The sequence below is a fragment of the Streptomyces chartreusis NRRL 3882 genome, assembly GCF_900236475.1.
GTDB classification, from domain to species: Bacteria; Actinomycetota; Actinomycetes; order Streptomycetales; family Streptomycetaceae; genus Streptomyces; species Streptomyces chartreusis_D.
In genome coordinates this window covers 8,088,350-8,109,264 of the sequence record NZ_LT963352.1, presented here as the reverse complement: position 1 = coordinate 8,109,264, position 20,915 = coordinate 8,088,350, and the positions used below count along the sequence as shown (strand labels likewise).

Here is a 20,915-nt window from a genome sequence, read left to right as displayed (position 1 = left end):
ACTCGCCGTATGACCAGTCACGGGGGACGGCGCACTCAGGCCGAACGCGATGCGATGACCGTCGAGATCGGGTACGCGCTGTGCAGTGCGGCCTTCGCGGCGGCGGTCGTCTTCGGGGCCGTGGCCGGTCCCGCGCTGCTCTTCGACCTCCCGGACACGCCGGAGAGTCTGCTGCTGCACACCGGACTGGTGCTCACTCCCGTCCTGTTCGTCGCCCGGGTCGTCAGTGTGCTGGTCCGGTTCCGCTCGGCGGATCAGCCCAGCCAGCCCGGCCGTACCAGCCCGGACTCGTAGGCGAGCACGACCAGTTGGGCCCGGTCGCGGGCGCCAAGCTTCACCATCGTGCGGCTGACGTGGGTCTTCGCGGTGAGCGGGCTGACGACCAGGCGGCGGGCGATCTCCTCGTTGGACAGGCCGATGCCGACCAGGGCCATCACCTCCCGTTCCCGCTCGGTGAGCCCGGCCAGCGCGTCGGCCGCCGCGGGCTCCTTGGAGCGGGCCGCGAACTCGCCGATCAGGCGGCGCGTCACCCCCGGCGAGAGCAGCGCGTCGCCCGCGACCACCGCCCGTACGGCGCGCAGGAGCTCGTCCGGCTCGGTGTCCTTGACCAGGAAGCCGGAGGCACCCGAGCGGATCGCCTCGAAGACGTACTCGTCGAGTTCGAAGGTGGTGAGCATGACCACCTTGACGTCCTTCAGGTCCGGGTCCTCGGTGACCCGGCGGGTCGCGGCCAGGCCGTCGAGCGCGGGCATGCGGATGTCCATCAGGACGACGTCGGGCCGCAGTTCGCGGATCCCGCGCACGGCCTCCTCCCCGTCGGCGGCCTCCGCGGCCACCTCGATGTCGGGCTGCGCGTCCAGCAGCGCCCGGAACCCGGCCCGGACCAGTGACTGGTCGTCGGCGAGCAGTACGCGGATCACCGGTCCTCCTCAGATGGTTCTGTGGTTCGTCTCCGGCAGGCGGTTCTGCGGCCCGTCTCCTGCTCACTTGCCGGCGGAAGCCGTCAGCGGCAGTACGGCGAGCACCCGGAAACCGCCGTCCGGGCGCGGTCCCGCCTCGATGGTGCCACCCAGCGCGGCGGCCCGCTCGCGCATACCGGCCAGCCCGTTGCCGCTGCCGCCCGCTTCCGCGCCGGTCGCGGGCCCGTCGTCGTCGACGCGCAGCCGCAGCACGTCCGCGTCGTGCGCGAGGTGCACGCGTGCGTGCCGCGAGCCCGAGTGCCGCACGACGTTGGTCAGGGCCTCCTGGACGATCCGGAAGGCGGCGAGGTCCGTGCCGGGCGCGAGCCGGGGCAGCTCCCCCTCGACGTCCACCGTGAGACCCGCGCTCGCCGCCTGCTCCACCAGCTCGGGCAGCCGGTCCAGCCCGGGCGCGGGGGCGCGCGGCGCGTCACCCGGCGCGCGCAGTGTGTCGAGCACCTGGCGCACCTCGCCGAGCGCCTCCTTGCTCTGGGCCTTGATCGTGGTGAGCGCCGTACGGGCCTGTTCGGGATCGGAGTCGAGGAGCGCGAGGCCGACCCCCGCCTGCACATTGATCACGGAGATGCTGTGGGCGAGCACGTCGTGCAGCTCCTGCGCGATCCGCAACCGCTCCTCGTCGGCCCGCCGCCGCGCGGCCTCGGCACGCTCGGTCCGCTCGCGGATCCACTGCTCGCGCCGGACCCGGAACAGCTCCGACACCGCCGCGATCGCCACCACCCAGGTGGCGACCACCAACTCCTCGCCCCAGGAGACGGCGGAGTCCCCCGACGGCGGCAACCACTGGTAGAGCCAGTGCGCCACCAGGACGTGCCCGGCCCAGAGCGTGCCCATCGCCGCCCACGCCGCCCGGCGATGCCCGGCGACGATCGCGCTGAAGCACGCCAGCGCGACGGTGAAGAGCACCGGCCCGTACGGATACCCGGCCCCCAGGTAGAGCATGACGGCACCCGCTGTACCGAAGACCACGGCCACCGGATACCGCCTGCGCCACAGCAGCAGCGCCCCGGCCACCACCAGCAGCACCCGCGCGAAGGGGTCCAGGGCCGCCCGCTCGCCCTCCTGGCCATGAGCGGCGAAGTTCGAGCCGACCAGGACGAAGACCGTGACGGCGACGGTGGACCGCCAGGGCCACCGGGGCGCACGCTCCCCCTCCCCCCACCGGTCCCACCAGGGAGGCCCGTGCCTCCACCACTGAGGCGGACCGCCCCGCACCCGCTGCTCGTCCATACCGGCCACGCTAGACGCCGCCGGCCCACGGCGGCGTCACCCGGGCGTGGTGATCACGCGTACTCCCGAGGAAGTACGACGTCCGGGAAGTAGGGCGTCCGTCAGGACACCGGGTTCTCGGCGGCAGGCCCGTTCTGCGGATACACCAGCCCCACCCCATGGGCGAGTTGCCCCACCGCGTGCCGGAAGAACGCCTCCCGGTTCTCCACCACCCGGTTGAACTGCCCGAACAGTTCGAACCCGACCAGCCCGTACAGCTGGGCCCAGGCCGCGACGAGCACCGTCACCACTTCGGGCGGGAGGTCCGGCGCGAGGTCGGCGGCCATCCGCTCGGCCTCCGGGCGCAGGTCCGCCGGGAGCGAGGGCCGGGCCAGGCCGAGGCCGCGGTACGCGTCGCGCACGATGCCGATGAGCAGGAGACCGACGCGGGCGGCGGCCGGGACGGTGGTGTCGGGGGCGGTGTAGCCCGGGACGGGTGATCCGTAGATGAGGGCGTACTCGTGCGGATGGCCGAGCGCCCAGCGCCGCACCGCCTCGCACACGCTGATCCAGCGTTGCAGGGGGCCGGAGCCTGCGGCCGCGTCGTGGGCGGCCTCGGCGGCCTCGCCGAGGGAGTCGTAGGCGTCGATGATGAGGGCGGTCAGCAGGTCGTCACGACTGGGGAAGTAGCGGTACAGCGCGGAGGAGACCATGCCGAGCTCGCGGGCGACGGCCCGCAGCGAGAGCCTGGTGGCGCCCTCGGCCGCGAGCTGTCTGCGGGCCTCGTCCTTGATGGCCGCGGTGACTTCGATCCTGGCCCGGGCACGGGCGCCGTGTGCGGTGCTCATGCGGGGCAGTGTGCCATGAAAGCAGAGCAGTGCACACAAACGTGAGCGGTGCCCATGAACGAGATCGGTGAACATAAATGAGAGCAGTGCTCTTGCTTTGGGGTGTCGGCCTGGGGCAGACTGGCACCACCGAGCGAGAGCAGTGCTCACAAAAGAGAGCACCGCTCCACACCCAACAGGGGGGACCCCATGTCCACGCACGTCCGCAAGCCCGGCTGGTTCACCGTCAACGTCTTCAACCGGCTCGTCAGCTGGCTGACCCGCCGCGGCATCAGCGTCTGGGGCTCCCGCGTCCTCGCCGTCCGCGGCCGCAAGAGCGGCCAGTGGCGCACCACGCCGGTCAACCTGCTGACCCTGGACGGCCGGCAGTACCTGGTCGCACCCCGCGGCCACGTCCAGTGGACGCACAACATGCGCGCGGCGGGCGGCGGCGAACTGCACCTCGGCAAGCGCGTGGACGCCTTCACCGCCGCCGAGGTGGCCGACGACGACAAGACCCCGATCCTGCGCGCCTACCTCAAGCGCTGGAAGGCGGAGGTCGGGGTCTTCTTCAACGGCGTCGGTCCCGACTCCCCGGACGACCAGCTGCGCCGGATCGCCCCCGACCACCCGGTCTTCGAGATCACTGTGACGGGCTGACCTCGTCGCCCGTCGCGGCGGGACGGCGGTCCAGCGCGGTCAGGGCCCTCTGGGCCACCGGATACGTGCGGACGATCTCGCCCAGCGACGTCGATCCCTGCGTGATCTCCTTGAACGCCCTCCAGGCCGGGCGGAAGCTCGTCACCGCGGCGTGGAACAGGCCGGGGCGGCGCTCGAACACGGCCAGCAGCCGCTTGCCGACGCTCATCTCCACACCGAGCCCGGCCTTGACCGCGAACGCGTAGTTGAGGGCCTGCCGGCGCGTGTCCACGGCGTCGTGCGCCTCGGCGATCCGTACCGCCCACTCCCCCGCGAGCCGCCCGGACCGCAGCGCGAAGGAGATGCCCTCCCGGGTCCACGGCTCCAGCAGCCCCGCCGCGTCCCCGCACACCAGCACCCGCCCGCGCGAGAGCGGCGAGTCGTCGGCCCGGCAGCGGGTCAAGTGCCCGGAGGAGATGCTCGGTTCGAAGCCGGCGAGGCCCAGCCGCCCGACGAACTCCTCCAAGTACCGCTTGGTCGCGGCGCCTTCGCCCCGCGCGGAGATCACCCCGACCGTCAGGGTGTCGCCCTTGGGGAAGACCCAGCCGTAACTGCCGGGCATGGGACCCCAGTCGATGAGCACCCGCCCCTGCCAGTCCTCGGCCACGGTCTCCGGCACCGGGATCTCCACCTCCAGGCCGAGATCCACCTGGTCGACCTTGACCCCGACATGCGCCCCTATGCGGCTGGCGCTGCCGTCCGCGCCGACCACGGCCCGCGCGAGCAGGACCTCGCCACCCTGGAGGATCACGGCGACCGTGCGCCGGTCGGGCACCGCCGAGCCGTGCTGCTCGACCCGCTGGACCGTGACACCCGTACGCAGCTCGGCGCCCGCCTTCTGCGCGTGCTCGACGAGCTGCTGGTCGAACTCGGGCCGGTTGATCAGCCCGAACAGCATCTGCTTGGACCGGCGGGTGCGCGTGAAGCGGCCGTTGTGCGAGAACGTCACCGCGTGCACACGGTCCCTGAGCGGCAGCTCGAAGCCGGGCGGGAGGGCGTCGCGCGAGGGGCCGATGATGCCGCCGCCGCACGTCTTGTACCGCGGCAGCTCCGCCTTCTCCAGCAACAGCACGCGTCTGCCGGCGACCGCCGCCGCGTACGCGGCCGAAGCGCCCGCGGGTCCCGCGCCCACCACGACGACGTCCCACACCTGTCGCACGTCGTCCGCCGAAGAGTTCTCGCTGCTCACGATGGTCTACTGCTCCCGATCAAGCCGCCTGCCCCTGCTGTCTCCCGCATCCTACGGCGGACCTCGCCGAAGGCCGCTGTGGGAGGATCTACGGCACTCACTGCTACAACGTCGCACCTACAAGGAGCGTGCCCATGTCGTCGAATCCGGTCGCCGAGACCGTCGCCTCGCTGATGCCCAGGGCGAAGGAAGAGCTCACCGAACTGGTGGCCTTCCGGTCGGTGGCGGACTTCGACCAGTTCCCGAGGAGCGAGAGCGAGGGCGCCGCCCGCTGGGTCGCGGACGCGCTCGCCGCCGAGGGCTTCCAGGACGTGGCCCTGCTCGACACCCCCGACGGCACGCAGTCCGTCTACGGCTACCTGCCCGGCCCGGAGGGCGCGAAGACCGTCCTGCTCTACGCCCACTACGACGTGCAGCCGCCGCTGGACGAGGCCGGCTGGACGACCCCGCCGTTCGAACTGACCGAGCGGGACGGGCGCTGGTACGGGCGCGGGGCCGCCGACTGCAAGGGCGGCGTCGTCATGCACCTGCTGGCGCTGCGCGCGCTCAAGGCGAACGGCGGCGTCCCGGTCCATGTGAAGGTGATCGCCGAGGGCTCTGAGGAGCAGGGCACGGGCGGCCTGGAGCGGTACGCGGAGGCGCACCCCGACCTGCTGGAGGCCGACACGATCGTCATCGGCGACGCGGGCAACTTCCGTGTGGGGCTGCCGACCGTCACGTCCACCCTGCGCGGTATGACGCTCGTCCGCGTGCGGATCGACACGCTCGCCGGCAATCTGCACTCGGGCCAGTTCGGCGGTGCCGCGCCCGACGCGCTGGCCGCCCTGATCCGGGTGCTGGACTCGCTGCGCGCCGAGGACGGCTCGACGACCGTCGACGGACTGACCGGGGACTCGGCGTGGGAGGGGCTCCAGTACGACGAGGAGCGGTTCCGGCAGGACGCCAAGGTGCTGGACGGCGTCGGGCTGATCGGCTCCGGGACGGTCGCCGACCGCATCTGGGCGCGCCCGGCCGTGACGGTCCTCGGCATCGACTGCCCGCCCGTCGTCGGCGCCACCCCGTCCGTGCAGGCGAGTGCCAGGGCGCTGATCAGCCTGCGGGTGCCGCCGGGCGTGGACGCGGCCGAGGCGACCAAGCTGCTCCAGGCGCACCTGGAGGCGCACACGCCGTGGGGTGCGCGGGTGAGCACCGAGCAGATCGGCCAGGGCCAGGCCTTCCGCGCCGACACCACCAGCCCGGCGTACCAGGCCATGGCGGACGCGATGGCGGTGGCGTACCCGGGGCAGCAGATGCAGTACGCCGGTCAGGGCGGCTCCATCCCGCTGTGCAACACGCTCGCCGCCCTCTATCCGCACGCGGAGATCCTGCTCATCGGGCTGAGCGAGCCAAAGGCCCAGATCCACGCGGTGAACGAGAGCGTCTCCCCCGAGGAGCTGGAGCGGCTGTCGGTGGCGGAGGCGCTGTTCCTGCGCAACTACGCGGCGGGCTGACCGCTCTGCCCTCGGCAGAGGCCCTCGTCCGGGGACGGGGGCCCTTTCTACGGTCGTCCCATGGACGTCGTAGAGCTCCTCCCCCGTCTCCACCTGCTGCGCTTCCCGGTCGGCCAGGCCTACCTCTGGCGCGACGGCGACGACCGCGCCGGCCACGGCGAGCTGACGCTGATCGACGCCGGGCCGCCCCGCTCCGGCGCCCCGATCGCCGAGGCCGTGACAGCGCTCGGCCGTGATCCGCGGGACGTACGGCGGATCGTGCTCACCCATTTCCACTGGGACCACGCGGGCGGCGCGGGCGAGTTCGCCGCGCTCAGCGGTGGGGAGGTGCTGGCGCATCGGCTGGAGGCGCCCGTCGTACGGGGCGAAGTCCCGGGCCCTGAGCCGGTGTTCGAGGACTGGGAGCGGCAGCTGCACGAGCCCGCGCTCGAGCACCTGCCCGAGGGCGACCACGTCCGGCCCGGGACGGTCACCGCGGTGTCGGGCGGGGACGTGCTGGATGTGGGCGGCGGCGCGCACGTCGTCCACGTGCCGGGCCACACGCCGGGCAGCATCGCGCTCCATCTCCCGGAGCACGGCGTGCTGTTCACGGGTGACACGGTTGCGGCGTCACCGGTGGACGGCTCGGTGATCCCCGGTGTGTTCAACCTCGATCGCGGCCAGATCCTCGCCGCCTGCGGGCGACTGGCGGAGCTCGACGCGGACGTGGCCTGCTTCGGTCACGGGGACCCGGTGCTGGGGCAGGCGGCCCGGGCGCTGAGGAACGCAGCGCGCGCCTAGCCGAGCGCCGGATCGAGGACGATGTCCTCCTCGCGCGCCGCGACGGTCGGCTCCTCGGGGAAGTGGCAGGCGGTCAGATGGCCCGCGGGGCTGCCCTCGGCGCTGACCAGTCGCGGTTCCTCGGTGGCGCACTTGTCCTGGGCCTTCCAGCAGCGGGTGCGGAAGCGGCAGCCGGACGGCGGGTCGATCGGCGAGGGCACGTCGCCGGCCAGCCTGATGCGCTCGCGGCGCTGCGTGGCGTCCGGGTCGGCCTCGGGCACGGCGGACAGCAGCGCGTGCGTGTAGGGGTGCCGTGGCCGGGTGTAGAGCGACTCCCGATCGGCCACCTCGACGATCTTGCCGAGGTACATCACGGCGACGCGTTCGGAGAAGTGCCGTACGACGGCGAGGTCGTGGGCGATGAAGACGAAGGCGATGCCGAACTCCCGCTGGAGGTCCTGGAGCAGGTTGACGACCTGCGCCTGGATGGAGACGTCCAGCGCTGAGACGGGTTCGTCGGCCACGATCAGCTTGGGCCGCAGGGCGAGGGCGCGGGCGATGCCGATGCGCTGGCGCTGCCCGCCGGAGAACTCGTTCGGGTAGCGGTTGTAGTGCTCGGGGTTGAGTCCCACCGTCTCCAGGAGTTCCTGGGCGCGCCGCTTGTGGCCCTGGGGCGGGTTGATGCCGTTGAGCCGCATCGGCGTCTCGATGATGGTGCCGACGGTGTGCCGGGGGTTCAGCGAGGAGTACGGGTCCTGGAAGATCATCTGGAGGTTGCGGCGAGCCTGAAGCATCCGCGCGGCGGGCCGGTGGGTGATGTCCTCGCCGTCGAACACGATGGAGCCACCGGTGGGTTCCAGCAGCCGGGTGATGAGACGGCCGGTGGTGGACTTGCCGCAGCCGGACTCGCCGACCAGGCCCAGCGACTCGGCGGGCCCGACCGAGAAGTCGATGCCGTCGACGGCTCGTACGGCTCCGATCTGCCGCTGGAAGATGATGCCCTGCCGGAGGGGGAAGTGCTTCTGCAGACCGCGCACTTCGAGGAGGTTCTCCCCGGTGGGGCGGTCGGTGGTCTGCCCGGTGAGGGGCTGGGTGGTGCTCACGTCATGCTCCCTTTCGTCCGCCGCCGTCACTGCGCGGCCCGTGCGGCGTCGGCGCCGCGGTCGTCCGGGCCGGTCCCGCCGCGGATCTCCTGCTTGGCCTCGTCGGTGAGATGGCACGCGGCGAGGTGCCCTCCGGTGCCGGAGACGAGGCGCAGCTCGGGCCGTTCCACGGTGCAACGTCCCTCCGGGGCCCAGCCCTTGTAGGCGCAGCGGGGGTGGAAGGAGCAGCCGTCCGGCAGGTTGATCAGGCTCGGCGGGGTGCCGGGGATCGGGTTCAGCCGTTCGCCGACGTCGCCGGTGAGGTGCGGCATCGACTGCAACAGGCCCCAGGTGTAGGGGTGCTCGGGCTGCTTGAGGACCTCGCGGGTGGTGCCGTACTCGATCCGGCGGCCGCCGTACATGACCAGGATGTCGTCGGCGACGTCGGAGACCACGCCGAGGTCGTGCGTGATGATGACGACGGCGGAGCCGAACTCCTCCTGCAGATCGCGGATCAGGTCCAGGATCTGCGCCTGGACGGTGACGTCCAGGGCGGTGGTGGGCTCGTCGGCGATGAGCAGGGCGGGGTCGCAGACCAGGGACATGGCGATCATGGCGCGCTGGCGCATGCCGCCGGAGAACTGGTGCGGGTAGTCCCTGACCCGGCGTTCGGGCTGCGGGATGCCGACCCTCTTCAGCATCTCCACCGCGCGGTCCTTGGCCTCCTTCTTGGAGACCTTGTGGTGCACGCGGTAGGCCTCGGCGATCTGGGAGCCGACGGTGAAGAAGGGGTGCAGCGCGGAGAGCGGGTCCTGGAAGATCATGGAGACCGTGCGGCCGCGCAGTTCGCGCATCTGGGCCTCGGGCAGCGCGACGAGTTCCCTGCCCTCCAGCCAGATCTCGCCGGAGACCCGGGCGCGGGTGCCCTTGTGCAGTCCGAGCAGGGCCAGCGAGGTCACCGACTTGCCGGAGCCGGACTCGCCGACGATGCCGAGGGTCCTGCCCTTCTCCAGGGTGAAGGAGACGCCGTCGACGGACTTGACGAGGCCGTCCTCGGTCGGGAAGTGCACCCTCAGGTCGCGTACGTCGAGGAAGGGCGCGGGCGCGGGTGTGACGTCCGCGGGCTGCGGTGAGGTCTGAACGGACACGGGTGTTCCTAAGGACGAAAGAGGGTCTCAGGCGAGGCGCACGCGCGGGTCGACGAGCCCGTACACCAGGTCGACGACCACGTTGGCGAGGACGACGAACGTCGCGGCGAAGAGCGTGGTGCCGAGGATGACGGGCAGGTCGGAGTTCTGGACGGAGTCGACCGCGAGCTTGCCGATGCCGTTGATGCCGAACACCGACTCGGTGATGACCGCGGAGCCGCCGATCAGGGAGCCGACGTCCATGCCGAAGATGGTGATGATCGGGGTGATGGCGGCCCGCAGTCCGTGCTTGAGGACGACGGTGGCGGCCGGCAGGCCCTTGGCGCGGGCGGTGCGCATGTAGTCCTCGGCGAAGACCTCCAGCATGGAGGAGCGGGTGAGCCGGGTGTACATCGCGAGGTAGACGATGACCAGGGTGGTCCACGGCAGGATCAGGCCCTGGAACCAGGCGGCCGGGTTCTGGGTGATCGGCGTGTATCCGGAGGTCGGCAGGATCTGGAACTTGTCGACGAAGAGGTAGAGCAGGAGCAGACCGATGAAGTAGATCTGCACCGACACGCCGAACAGGGCGAGTCCCACCGCCGCCTTGTCGGCGGCCCGGCCCCTGCGGACCGCTGCCGCGGTGCCGAGGCCGACGCCCAGGACCAGGAAGGCCACCGCGGCGCCGAGTCCGAGGGACAGGTCCGCCGGGAAGTCCTGGAGCAGGGTGGTCAGGACGGGGGTGTCGGTCTGGAAGGAGATGCCGAGGCAGGGCGCGCCGCAGTGGATGCGGACGCTCTGGTCGCCGTAGTCACGGCCCACGACCAGCCCCTTGACGAACTCCCAGTACTGCGTCAGGTAGCTCTGGTCCAGGCCCAGCGAGTGTTTGATCTCCGCGAGACGGGAGGGCGAGCAGGTCTTTCCGCAGGCCAGGAGGGCGGGGTTGGACGGCAGCGCGAAGAAGATGAAGAAGGTGATCGTGGTGATCACCAGCATGATCACGGCTGCTGCCAGCAGGCGTCTGATGAGGTAACGAAACATGGGGTGCCGGGACCTGACGTGAGGGGGATGCCCGCCGGCGGCCCTTGCCGCCGGCGGGGTTCAGAGGGGATGCGTCACTGCTTGATGTAGGCGTGCACCAGGCTGGGTTCGGCCATGATCGAGTCGTCGATGACACCGCCGACCTTCGAGCCGCTCACCTCGCTGAAGTTCATGTACATCAGCGGGACCACGGCGGCGTCCTTCAGGATCTGCTCGTCCAGGTCCCCGTAGGCGGCGTTGCGCTGCTTGATGTCGGTCATCTTGCCGATCTTGTCGATCTGCGCGTTGACCTTCGGGTCGTTCAGGTACGAGAGGTCGTTGTTGGACTGCGGGAGCTTCTTGATCTGCCGACCGTCGAAGAGGGTGGGCAGCACGGTGGAGGCGTTGGGCCAGTCCGCGATCCAGTCGCCCCAGGTCAGGTCGTACTGGTTCTTCACGTTGTCGACGGTGCTGAAGTAGTTGTTCTTGTCGATGGGGGTGATGTTCACCGTGATGCCGATCTTCGCGAGCGCGGTCTTCACAGCGTCGGCGAAGTGCTCGTGCGTGGGGATGTTCTCCACCGCGAGCGACATCGTCGGCTTCGGGTTGCCGGCCTGCTTCATCAGGGCCTTGGCCTTGGTGAGGTCACCGGCGGGGTTGCTGCTGTAGAGGTTGAAGTCCTTGTGGCCGTCGATGCCGGGGGCGAGCATCGTGGTGGCGTAGTTGCCGTAGGCCGAACCGCCGAAGGCACCGCGCACGGTGGTCTTGTCGACGGCGTACTCGATCGCCTCGCGGACCTTGATGTCCTTGACCCGGTTCATGTTGATCGCCATGTAGTTGATGCCCGGGGCCGGGATCTTGTAGTAGCGCGACTTGAGCGACGGGTCGCCCGCCATCGTCGTCAGGTCGGAGCCGGCGATCGGGGTCTGCGTGATCGCGGTCTGGGCGGAGCCGCCGTCGGACTTGATCTGCTGGTCGATGGCGGCCTGGTCCTGCCCGAACTTCGCGTCGATCTCGTCGAGGTTCTGCTGGCGGATCGGGTCGGTCGCCTGGCTCCAGTTCTTGTTCCGGACGAGGACCATTTCCTTGTTCTTGGTGTACGACTTGATCATGTAGGGCCCGTCGGACCAGACATGCGTGTCGTACGTGGCACCCGTGTCGTGGGCCTTGGGCACCGCCGACCACCCGGTCATGGCCGTCGTCTCGTTGAAGTCGGCGACCGGCTGGTTGAGGTGGAAGACGAGGGTGTACTTGTCCGGCGTCTGGATCGAGGCCAGCTGCTTGCCCTGGTACGGGCCCTTGTAGGAGTCGCCGCCGACCAGCCACTGACTGGCGTACGGCGGACCGCCGTTGATGTCCGGGGAGAAGGCCCGCTCGACGCCGTACTTGACGTCCTGGGCGGTGACTTCGGAGCCGTCCTGCCACTTGACCCCGTGACGCAGGTGGAAGGTCCACACCGTCGCGCCCTTGGTGGGTGTTCCGGTGTCGGTCGCCAGGTCGCCGACCAGCTTGGGCTGGGACCCCGTCTCGTCCCATCCGGTGAGGGTGCGGACGAGCTCGTAGTCCATGCTCGAACCCTCGGTGGTGTACGTCCGCTGAGGGTCGATGTGGTTGAAGTCGGCGTCGTCGAGGATCGTCAGCGTGCCGCCCTTCGACGGGGAGCCGCTGCCGGTGTTGCTGGAGGAACCCCCGCATGCGGTGGCCCCCAGGGCGATGACCACGGCGGTTGCCGTGAGAGCGACCGTGCGCGATCTGCGCGTGCTGCGCGTCATTGAGGAAACTCCGTTTCTTGCTACGGGCTCGGCGGCCGTTCGTGGGGCCGCCGGGCCGACACTCGGGAAGGGGTGGCTTGTCAGCCGCGCCGGGCGCGGGGGTCCAGGGCGTCCCGGACCCCGTCACCGAGCAGGTTGAGCGCCAGGACCAGGAGGAAGAGCAGGACGCCGGGCACGAAGAGGTACATGGGGTCCTGGAGGAAGAACTGGGAGGCGTCCGACAGCAGCGCTCCCCAGTCGGGGTTGGGCGGGATGACGCCGACGCCCAGGTACGACAGGGCCGCCTCGGTGGTGATGTTCTGCGGGACGGCGAGGGCGAAGGAGATCAGGATCGGCGCCCACAGGTTGGGCAACAGCTGCCGGAAGAGGATGTGCCGCCGGCCGGCGCTCATCAGCCGCGCGGCGTCGACGAACTCCCGTTCGCGCAGGGACAGCACCTGGCCGCGCACCAGACGGGCGGTGTACGCCCAGGCGAAGACGGCGATGTTGAGGACCAGGACGAGCAGCCGGAGGTTCTCGTCGGTACCGCCGTGGCTGTTGGTCTGGAGGGCGTTCTGGATCACCGGGGTGAGCGCGATGATGAACAGCAGCTGCGGGAACGCCAGCATCACGTCCATGACCCGGGACAGCAGGGAGTCGACCCAGCCGCCGAAGTAGCCGGCCGCGAGCCCTGCCACGACACCGACCGCGGTGGACAGCACGGCCGAGGCGAAACCCACGTAGAGGGAGGTGCGCAGGCCGTAGACGATGCGGGCGAACAGGTCGTAGCCGGTGCCGGGTTCGACGCCGAGGAGGTGCTGGGCGCTGATGCCGCCCAGGGATCCGTAGGGGAAGTTGCCCGTGTCGGGGTTGATCGCCTTGTTGTCGGGGGTGATCGGTCCCCAGCTGGTCAGCGCGGTGAGGACCGGCGCGAGCAGCGCGATCGCGATGAACAGGAGGGTGGCCACCAGGGCGGCCATGGTGACCTTGTCCCGCCGGATCCGCTTCCAGGCCATGCGAGCCGGTGAGCGGCCGGCGACGACCGTGTCGGCGGGGCGGAGGTCCTGCGTCGACGGCTCGGTCAGCAGCGCGGTGCCGCCGCCGGCGTCGGCCGGCTGGTGTTGCGTGGTCATCGTACGGACATCCCGGATCTGCCCCTGAGGCAAGGAAATTGAGTGGCGGTCGTAAGCGCCGCCGTGAGACTCTGCGGACTTTCGCAACGACGTGCGAGTCCGGTCAAGCCGCGCAGGGGCCAGAAAAGGGATTGTTTGCGGTCATGGAAAAGTGTTGACGAGCAATGGGAATGTGATTACCCGCCGCGTGAGGGAGTGCGGGAGATTCCTTGGGCAGCGATTGGCAGTGGCCCCTCGGACGTTTCCTTTTGCTTTTCCCTCGGAATCCCCCGCGCCGGGTAAAGGGCACGAGCGGAGAGCTCGACGTCAGCCGACCGGCACACCGGCTTCCAGATAGAACGCCGCTCCGCGTTCGCGTGCCCTCAGGGCCCAGCGCAGCCGCTCGTAGCGCACCGGCGGGAGCAGGTCGGCGGCCTCCTCCTCGGTGACGAACCGCCAGTCGCGCAGCTCCGGCCCGGGCAGCAGCAGCCGTCCGGCCTCCGCGGAGTCGAGGCGGCCGCCGTCGAAGAGCAGCCGCAGTCCTCCGAACCCGGGGGGCGAGGGACGCTCCCAGTCGACGACGAGCAGGCTCGGTACCTCGTCGAGGTGGATGCCGGTCTCCTCGGCGACCTCCCGCACACCGGCGCGGGCGGGCGCCTCACCGGGTTCGACGACCCCACCGGGGAACTCCCAGCCGGCCTTGTAGGTGGGGTCGACGAGCAGCACCCGGTCCTGTTCGTCGAAGAGGAGCACTCCGGCGGCGAGTGTCTCGGCGGTGGGCTCGGGCGTCTGCACGATGTCGCAGACGGGCACGGATCCGCTGTTGACGGCCTCGGCTATCCGGGCGGCGGTCTCGTGGGGCGTGAGGTCGCTGGTGTCGACCGGGTGGGCGTCGGCGGTGAGCCAGGAGGCGAGGGCGGCGCGGTACGGCTCGATGTGGTCGAAGGACCACTGGCGTATTCGCAGCTCGCCGTCGGGCGCGTCCGGTGGAACCTCACGGCCCGCTATCCGCTCCCGCAGTATCGTTTCGGCCGGAGCGAGCAGGATGTGGCTGACCGGAATCCTGCGGGCGGCCAGGCCGCCGAAGATCTCGTCGCGGTACTCCTGGCGCAGCAGCGTCATGGGGACCACCAGGGTCCCGCCGAGCTCGGCGAGCATCGCGGCCGCCGTGTCGATCACGAGGCGTCGCCAGATCGGCAGGTCCTGGAAGTCGCCGACCTCCGCGAGGCGTTTGGGCGGCAGCAGATACCGGAGCGCTCCGCCGATGACCTCGGGGTCGAAGAGCGTGCTGTTCGGGATCAGTTCGATCAGTTCCTGTGCGGTGGTGGTCTTCCCCGCACCGAACGCGCCGTTGATCCAGACGACGGTCACAGGTCCCCCTCTTCTGTTGGCCCCCTGAGGCTTGCCCGCTCCACCCTGCCACGGAAACCAGCCGCAGTTGAGGGCGCATGACGACGGCGCCGGCGCCCCCCGCGAGCGAGGAGCGACGGCGCCGTGGCCGGGGCCGGAGCGGCCCGTCAGCCCTTGTTCTTCTGGGTGCCCTTCTTCTGGGGACCCTTCTTCTTCTGGACGCCATCCTTCCCGGCCACGGACAGGCCGTCCTTGCCGACGGCCTGGTCGAGCGTCTTGAGGGTCTCGTCCACGTTGATGGCGGGGAGCTTCTCCCCGATGGCGTGCGACGGAGTGACCGCGGCGACGACGAAGCCGGTGGCCAGGGAGGCGATGGCGAGCATGCTGCGCTTCTTCATGCCCGACTCAACGGCCGGACCCGCTCCGGGGTCACGCCGCTGGGCCGTTCGGGGGAAGCGGTCGGCTTCACCCGGGCCCCTTACCCCCAGGTGCCGGGGCCGCCGCCGCGCCACTCGATCAGGCCCGTCGCCGCCACGTACGCCTCGTCGGCATCCTCGATCCCTGCCCGCCGCAGGAACTCTGCGACATCCAGCAGCCCGTACGCGATCCCGAGGAACTGGTCGTCCACGCGTACCCGCCGGCCACCGTCCGCGGCGGGCGGGTAGACCACGACGGGCTTCACGGACGCCATGGCACCAGGGTGCGCGGGAACGGCGCCGGGCGCTCGCCGGAGTGGGCCGTTCAGCCGGCCTTCTGCGCCTGGCGGAACTCGTGGACGTCGGCGGTGAGCGTGCCGTCCTGCTGTTCGTAGTGGGACAGGGCGAGTCCGAGACCGAAGAAGGTGGGCGCCCATTCACCGACGAAGATGCCCCAGCGGTCGGCGCGGGCGACGTTGGTGCCGGGTTCCACCTTCAGAGAGCCCATCCAGGCGACGACGCTGAGGCCGACGGATGCCATGGCGGCCATGTAGGCGTGCTCGCTGCGGACGCCCATCTCGTGCATCTTCTTGATGATCATCAGCGGCTCCGTTCTGTGTGGGGTTTCGCAGACGGAGTGCCCTCGAAGCGTGCCGCTATTCGCCCTTTTTGCGACTTATGTGAAGGATGGGTTGCTGCGGACTGCCGTGCGGCCGCGTACACCGTGGCGCACTCGCCTCACGGCAGTCCCTGGGACCCGCGTCAGGCGCCCACGTACGCCGCCAGGTGCTCCCCGGTCAGGGTGGAGCGGGCCGCGACGAGGTCGGCCGGTGTGCCCTCGAAGACGATCCGGCCGCCGTCGTGGCCGGCGCCGGGGCCGAGGTCGATGATCCAGTCGGCGTGCGCCATGACGGCCTGGTGGTGCTCGATGACGACGACCGACTTGCCGGAGTCGACGAGCCGGTCGAGCAGACCGAGCAGTTGCTCCACGTCCGCGAGGTGGAGGCCCGTGGTCGGCTCGTCGAGGACGTAGACGCCGCCCTTGTCCGCCATGTGCGTGGCCAGCTTGAGGCGCTGTCGCTCGCCGCCGGAGAGCGTGGTGAGCGGCTGGCCGAGGGTGAGGTAGCCGAGTCCGACGTCGGCGAGCCGCTCCAGGATCTTGTGCGCGGCCGGGGTGCGCGCCTCGCCGGCGCCGAAGAACTCCTCGGCCTCGGCCACCGACATCGCGAGCACCTCGCTGATGTCACGGCCGCCGAGGCGGTACTCCAGCACCGAGGCCTGGAACCGCTTGCCCTCGCAGTCCTCGCAGGGGGTGTCGACGCCGGCCATCATGCCGAGGTCGAGGTAGATGACGCCGGCGCCGTTGCAGGTGGGGCAGGCGCCCTCGGAGTTGGCGCTGAACAGGGCCGGCTTCACACCGTTGACCTTGGCGAACGCCTTGCGGATCGGGTCCAGCAGCCCGGTGTACGTCGCGGGGTTGCTGCGCCGCGAGCCCTTGATCGGGCTCTGGTCCACCGAGACGACCCCCGCATCGGCGGGGACCGACCCGTGCAGGAGGGAGCTCTTGCCGGAGCCTGCGACACCGGTGACGACGGTGAGCACTCCGAGCGGGATGTCGACGTCGACGTTCCGGAGGTTGTTCGCCGTCGCGCCCCGGATCTCCAGCGCGCCGCTGGCCTTGCGGACCGTCTCCTTGACGGCGGCCCGGTCGTCGAGATGACGGCCGGTGACGGTGTCCGCGGCCCGCAGCCCCTCGACCGTGCCCTCGAAGCAGACCGTGCCGCCGTCCGTGCCGGCGCCGGGGCCGAGGTCGACGACGTGGTCGGCGATCGCGATCGCCTCCGGCTTGTGCTCCACCACGAGCACCGTGTTGCCCTTGTCCCGCAGCCGCAGCAGCAGGTCGTTCATCCGCTGGATGTCGTGCGGGTGCAGGCCGATGGTCGGCTCGTCGAAGACGTAGGTGACGTCCGTGAGCGACGAGCCGAGGTGGCGGATCATCTTCACGCGCTGCGCCTCGCCGCCCGACAGCGTGCCCGCCGGCCGGTCGAGCGAGAGATAGCCCAGGCCGATCTCCACGAACGAGTCGAGCGTCCCCTGCAACGCGGTGAGCAGCGGCGCCACGGAGGGCTCCGAGAGCTTCCGGACCCACTCGGCCAGGTCCCTGATCTCCATCGCGCAGGCGTCGGCGATGCTGATGTCGTCGATCTTCGAGGATCTGGCGCCCTCGCTCAGCCGGGTGCCGTCGCACTCGGGACAGACGGTGAAGGTGACCGCCCGCTCCACGAACGCCCGGATGTGCGGCTGCATCGCCTCCTTGTCCTTGGACAGGAACGACTTCTGGATCTTGGGGATCAGTCCCTCGTAGGTGAGGTTGATGCCGTTGACCTTGATCTTGACCGGTTCCCCGTAGAGGAAGGCGTGCATCTCCTTCTTGGTGTACTCGCGGATCGGCTTGTCCGGGTCGACGAAGCCCGACTGGGCGTAGAGCTGCACGGTCCACTGGCTGTCCGACTTCCAGCCGGGGATGGTGAACGCGCCCTCGGACAGCGACTTGGAGTCGTCGTAGAGCTGGGTGAGGTCGATGTCGGAGACCTTGCCGCGGCCCTCACAGCGGTTGCACATGCCGCCGGTGCGCTCGAAGGTCGCCTTCTGGGCCTTGGTCCTGGCGCCGCGCTCGACGGTGATCGCGCCGCTCGCCCGGACCGAGGCGGTGTTGAACGAGTACGCGCTGGGCGGGCCGATGTGCGGCTTGCCGAGCCGGCTGAAGAGGATGCGCAGCATCGCGTTGGCGTCGGTGGCGGTGCCGACCGTGGAACGGGGGTCGCCGCCCATCCGCTGCTGGTCCACGGCGATCGCGGTGGTCAGCCCGTCGAGCACGTCGACCTCGGGCCGGGCCCGGTTGGGCATGAAGCCCTGGAGGAAGGCGCTGTAGGTCTCGTTGATCAGCCGCTGCGACTCCGCGGCGATCGTGTCGAACACGAGCGAGCTCTTGCCCGAGCCGGAAACGCCGGTGAACACCGTCAGCCGGCGCTTGGGGATCTCGATGCTGACGTCCTTGAGGTTGTTCTCGCGCGCGCCGTGCACACGGATCACATCGTGGCTGTCGGCGACGTGCGGCCCGGACGACTGTCTGTCCGTCCTCGTGGCCATGCTCATCGGTCTCCATCTGTCGGGCGGGGCTGCCGCGGTCGGACGATCTGGTGTCCCCGCGCCGGCCCGGAGGTGCGGCGCGGGGGTGGTGCGGGTGGATCCGTGGGCCGGCTGCTGCCGGGCCGTCACGGCTTGAGCTGCTGGATGCGGACCATGTTGCCCGCGGGGTCGCGGAAGGCGCAGTCACGAACGCCGTACGGCTGGTCCGTGGGCTCCTGGACCACCTCGGCATCGCCCGCCTGCACCCGTTCGAAGGCGGCGTCGACGTCGCGGGTGGCCAGCACGATGCTGGCGTAGGTGCCCTTGGCCATCATCTCGGCGATGGTCTTGCGCTCGTCCTCGGTGATGCCGGGGTCGGCGGCCGGCGGATGCAGCACGATGTTCGTGCCGGGCTGGCCGACGGGGCCGACCGTGATCCAGCGCATGCCCTGGTATCCGACGTCGCCCCGCACTTCGAAGCCGAGGGTGTCGCGGTAGAACGCCAGGGCGGCGTCCGGGTCGTCGTGCGGAAGGAAACTGGCGTGAATGGTGAGGTCCATGGCCATCACGCTAGTTTCGGCCCGGGGTGGGCGCTTCTCGATTCCTGATCGGTCTGGTCACCTGTTTCGCCACGCACGACGGAATTCCCGCGGTGGCGAGGACCGCCTGGCGCCGGTAAGCGCTGGGCGGCATGCCGACCAGCTCGGTGAAGCGGGTGCTGAAGGTGCCCAGCGACGAGCAGCCGACCTCGAAACACACCTCGGTGACGCTGAGGTCCCCGCGGCGCAGCAGCGTCATGGCGCGCTCGATGCGGCGCGTCATGAGATAGCTGTACGGAGACTCGCCGTAGGCGAGCTTGAACTCGCGGCTGAGATGGCCGGCCGACATGTGCACACCCCGGGCCAGCGCCTCGACGTCCAGCGGCCGTGCGTACTCCCGGTCGATCCGGTCCTTGACACGGCGCAGGAGTGCGAGGTCGCGCAGGCGCTGCGCCGGGGCGGGTCTGCTGCTCACATGCGCGATCGTGCCACATCGCACGGACATTCGGTCCCTTTCCGAGAGAAAGCCCGGTATCCCGGTCCGGCGCCCGTCAGGTGTAGTACGTGTCGAACGATCCGATCCACCACGCGGCGAGCGGCAGGAGGCACACCTGCACGCCGGCCGTGATCCAGCACCGGCCGAACACCGCGACCCCGAAGGTCCACCACGCCGTGGTGCGCAGCGCACTCACCACTCCGGCCTGGTACCCCTGCCCGGTGGGGTCGGTCATGCCGGGGTAGCCCATCCAGTCCTCGGTGAAGACACCGTCCGCCCCGAACACGATGGCTGCCGACACCAGCCACAGGTCGGCCAGCAGGGCCGTCACGGCGAGCGCCACGTCGAAGCGCAGGTACGCGCGCGCCGGCACCAGCAGCCGTGCCACGGGGTGTCCGCGGCGCCGCATCCAGTGCTCCGGCCAGACGCGCACGAGCGTGACGGCGGCGTACACCAGCGCGCCGATCGCCGCCGCCCATCCGCCCATGAAGGCGAGCCCGAAGAACAGGATTCCGACACCCACGCCGGACCAGATGGCGCCCGCGGCGGAGTGGTTCCCTCCGCATCACAACATGCCGGGCTCAGGGACGTTCCGGGCTCAGGAATGTGCCGGGCGCCGGAGAGCCCGCCTGAACGTTCCTGCCCGTTCTCACACCCCCGCCGCGGCCGCGTCCGTCCGCCTCGCCAGTGCGGCCGCCGCCGCGCCCACCAGCCCGGCGTCGGTGCCCATCTGGGCCGGGGCCACGGTCAGGTGCCGGACGAAGGACAGCGTCGCGTAGGCGCTCAGGGCCTTGCGCAGGGGGGCGAACAGGACGTCGCCGGCCTTGCCCACTCCCCCGCCGATCACGGCGATGTCGATCTCCACGAGGGTCGCCGTCGCGGCGATCCCGGCGGCCAGGGCCTGGGCGGCCCGCTCGAAGGAGGCGACGGCGACCGGGTCGCCGGTCCGGGCCGCGGCGGCCACCGCGGCGGCGGAGGTGTCGCCGTCGGGACCGGGCCGCCAGCCGTTCTCCAGGGCGCGCCGGGCGATGTTGGGGCCGCTCGCGATGCGCTCCACGCAGCCGTGCGAGCCGCACGGGCACAGATCGCCGTCGAGATCCACGCTGATGTGTCCGATGTGGCCGGCGTTACCGGTGGGCCCGGCGTGCAGCCGGCCGCCGAGCACCAGGCCGCCGCCGACGCCCGTGGAGACGACCATGCACAGCGCGTTGTCGTGGCCGCGGGCTGCGCCCTGCCAGTGTTCGGCCGCCGTGATCGCCACACCGTCACCGATCAGCTCGACGGGCAGGTCCCCGGCCGCGGCCCTGACGCGCCCGACGAGCGGGTAGTCGCGCCAGCCGGGCACGTTCACCGGGCTCACCGTGCCCGCCGACCGGTCCACCGGGCCGGCGCTGCCGATCCCGACGGCCGTGGCCCGTCCCCAGAGCGGCGACCCGGTGAGTTCACCGAGCACCTGCTCCACGGCCCGCATCACGGTGTCGCCGTCCTCGCGGGCGGGCGTCGGCCGCTGGGCGCGGACCAGGATCCGTCCCTGGCCGTCCACCAGAGCGCCGGCGATCTTGGTGCCGCCGATGTCGAGCGCGGCCACGAGGTCGGTGTGCATGAGTGTCGGAACTCCCCGTCTACGGTGAAAGGACTGGCCGGCCAGCAGCGGAGCACGGTCCGGAGATTGCGGTGGACAGTCTCCCCCGAGCCTGACAACGTTGTCCAGGCTCTATGCTCGACGCCACATCCTCATACAAA

At 70.7% G+C, this 20,915-nt stretch carries 22 protein-coding genes; 4 read left to right on the top strand and 18 right to left on the bottom strand.

Annotation, left to right across the window (positions count from 1 at the left end):
• The first annotated feature begins 9 nt into the window (after positions 1–9).
• Positions 10–294 (top strand): DUF6332 family protein, encoded by a 285-nt coding sequence (locus tag SCNRRL3882_RS36555; protein ID WP_029181009.1) that lies wholly within the window; start codon positions 10–12, stop codon positions 292–294.
• Here the strand turns inward: SCNRRL3882_RS36555 and SCNRRL3882_RS36550 are convergent.
• The 3 genes from SCNRRL3882_RS36550 to SCNRRL3882_RS36540 all read right to left on the bottom strand — a co-directional run bounded on the left by SCNRRL3882_RS36550 (position 255) and on the right by SCNRRL3882_RS36540 (position 3,034).
• Entirely contained in the window at positions 255–920 is a 666-nt protein-coding gene (locus SCNRRL3882_RS36550) for a response regulator (protein ID WP_010037633.1), read from the bottom strand. The two genes, SCNRRL3882_RS36555 and SCNRRL3882_RS36550, sit on opposite strands and share 40 nt — an antisense overlap.
• Before the next feature lie 63 nt (positions 921–983).
• Complete coding sequence (locus SCNRRL3882_RS36545; protein WP_010037631.1) at positions 984–2,207, bottom strand: sensor histidine kinase; 1,224 nt, start codon at positions 2,205–2,207, stop codon at positions 984–986.
• Between the two features lie 101 nt (positions 2,208–2,308).
• Complete coding sequence (locus SCNRRL3882_RS36540) at positions 2,309–3,034, bottom strand: TetR/AcrR family transcriptional regulator (RefSeq protein WP_010037628.1); 726 nt, start codon at positions 3,032–3,034, stop codon at positions 2,309–2,311.
• A 189-nt stretch (positions 3,035–3,223) separates the two neighbouring features.
• Between SCNRRL3882_RS36540 and SCNRRL3882_RS36535 the strand changes: the two genes are divergently transcribed.
• Positions 3,224–3,673 (top strand): nitroreductase family deazaflavin-dependent oxidoreductase, encoded by a 450-nt coding sequence (locus tag SCNRRL3882_RS36535; RefSeq protein ID WP_010037626.1) that lies wholly within the window; start codon positions 3,224–3,226, stop codon positions 3,671–3,673.
• On the opposite strand, the gene SCNRRL3882_RS36530 is transcribed toward SCNRRL3882_RS36535, so the two are convergent.
• On the bottom strand, positions 3,657–4,901 hold the full coding sequence (locus tag SCNRRL3882_RS36530) for a geranylgeranyl reductase family protein (protein ID WP_010037621.1): 1,245 nt from the start codon (positions 4,899–4,901) through the stop codon (positions 3,657–3,659). The two genes, SCNRRL3882_RS36535 and SCNRRL3882_RS36530, sit on opposite strands and share 17 nt — an antisense overlap.
• 134 nt (positions 4,902–5,035) lie before the next feature.
• Between SCNRRL3882_RS36530 and SCNRRL3882_RS36525 the strand changes: the two genes are divergently transcribed.
• A complete protein-coding gene (locus SCNRRL3882_RS36525; protein ID WP_010037618.1) occupies positions 5,036–6,391 on the top strand; it encodes a dipeptidase in 1,356 nt (451 codons plus the stop codon).
• A 60-nt stretch (positions 6,392–6,451) separates the two neighbouring features.
• Positions 6,452–7,171: an MBL fold metallo-hydrolase gene (locus tag SCNRRL3882_RS36520; RefSeq protein ID WP_010037610.1), complete on the top strand. Its 720-nt coding sequence runs from the start codon at positions 6,452–6,454 to the stop codon at positions 7,169–7,171.
• Here the strand turns inward: SCNRRL3882_RS36520 and SCNRRL3882_RS36515 are convergent.
• From SCNRRL3882_RS36515 to SCNRRL3882_RS36450, 14 genes are all read right to left on the bottom strand, one after another.
• Positions 7,168–8,253, bottom strand: coding sequence for an ABC transporter ATP-binding protein (locus SCNRRL3882_RS36515; RefSeq protein ID WP_010037607.1), 1,086 nt, complete (start codon positions 8,251–8,253; stop codon positions 7,168–7,170). The two genes, SCNRRL3882_RS36520 and SCNRRL3882_RS36515, sit on opposite strands and share 4 nt — an antisense overlap.
• Positions 8,254–8,279: 26 nt before the next feature.
• Entirely contained in the window at positions 8,280–9,380 is a 1,101-nt protein-coding gene (locus SCNRRL3882_RS36510; protein WP_010037604.1) for an ABC transporter ATP-binding protein, read from the bottom strand.
• Positions 9,381–9,407: 27 nt separating this feature from the next.
• Entirely contained in the window at positions 9,408–10,400 is a 993-nt protein-coding gene (locus SCNRRL3882_RS36505; RefSeq protein WP_010037602.1) for an ABC transporter permease, read from the bottom strand.
• Positions 10,401–10,474: 74 nt separating this feature from the next.
• Complete coding sequence (locus SCNRRL3882_RS36500) at positions 10,475–12,151, bottom strand: ABC transporter substrate-binding protein (RefSeq protein ID WP_010037600.1); 1,677 nt, start codon at positions 12,149–12,151, stop codon at positions 10,475–10,477.
• Positions 12,152–12,231: 80 nt separating this feature from the next.
• Entirely contained in the window at positions 12,232–13,263 is a 1,032-nt protein-coding gene (locus SCNRRL3882_RS36495; RefSeq protein WP_010037597.1) for an ABC transporter permease, read from the bottom strand.
• 306 nt (positions 13,264–13,569) lie between these two features.
• Entirely contained in the window at positions 13,570–14,613 is a 1,044-nt protein-coding gene (locus SCNRRL3882_RS36490; RefSeq protein ID WP_010037596.1) for an NUDIX hydrolase, read from the bottom strand.
• Positions 14,614–14,759: 146 nt separating this feature from the next.
• Positions 14,760–14,990: a hypothetical protein gene (locus SCNRRL3882_RS36485; RefSeq protein WP_040902865.1), complete on the bottom strand. Its 231-nt coding sequence runs from the start codon at positions 14,988–14,990 to the stop codon at positions 14,760–14,762.
• An 80-nt stretch (positions 14,991–15,070) separates the two neighbouring features.
• Positions 15,071–15,283, bottom strand: coding sequence for a hypothetical protein (locus tag SCNRRL3882_RS36480; RefSeq protein ID WP_010037590.1), 213 nt, complete (start codon positions 15,281–15,283; stop codon positions 15,071–15,073).
• Positions 15,284–15,333: 50 nt separating this feature from the next.
• On the bottom strand, positions 15,334–15,609 hold the full coding sequence (locus SCNRRL3882_RS36475) for a hypothetical protein (RefSeq protein ID WP_010037589.1): 276 nt from the start codon (positions 15,607–15,609) through the stop codon (positions 15,334–15,336).
• 161 nt (positions 15,610–15,770) lie between these two features.
• Positions 15,771–18,164, bottom strand: coding sequence for an ATP-binding cassette domain-containing protein (locus SCNRRL3882_RS36470; RefSeq protein ID WP_010037588.1), 2,394 nt, complete (start codon positions 18,162–18,164; stop codon positions 15,771–15,773).
• A 119-nt stretch (positions 18,165–18,283) separates the two neighbouring features.
• The gene (locus SCNRRL3882_RS36465; RefSeq protein WP_010037586.1) at positions 18,284–18,697 is read right to left on the bottom strand and encodes a VOC family protein; all 414 of its coding nucleotides are present in this window, start codon (positions 18,695–18,697) and stop codon (positions 18,284–18,286) included.
• Between the two features lie 10 nt (positions 18,698–18,707).
• Positions 18,708–19,181 carry a helix-turn-helix transcriptional regulator gene (locus tag SCNRRL3882_RS36460; RefSeq protein ID WP_010037584.1) on the bottom strand — a complete coding sequence of 158 codons (474 nt, stop codon included), beginning with the start codon at positions 19,179–19,181 and terminating at the stop codon, positions 18,708–18,710.
• Between the two features lie 46 nt (positions 19,182–19,227).
• The gene (locus tag SCNRRL3882_RS36455) at positions 19,228–19,695 is read right to left on the bottom strand and encodes a hypothetical protein (protein ID WP_010037583.1); all 468 of its coding nucleotides are present in this window, start codon (positions 19,693–19,695) and stop codon (positions 19,228–19,230) included.
• Positions 19,696–19,821: 126 nt separating this feature from the next.
• Entirely contained in the window at positions 19,822–20,775 is a 954-nt protein-coding gene (locus SCNRRL3882_RS36450) for an ROK family protein (protein ID WP_010037582.1), read from the bottom strand.
• Between the last annotated feature and the right edge of the window lie 140 nt (positions 20,776–20,915).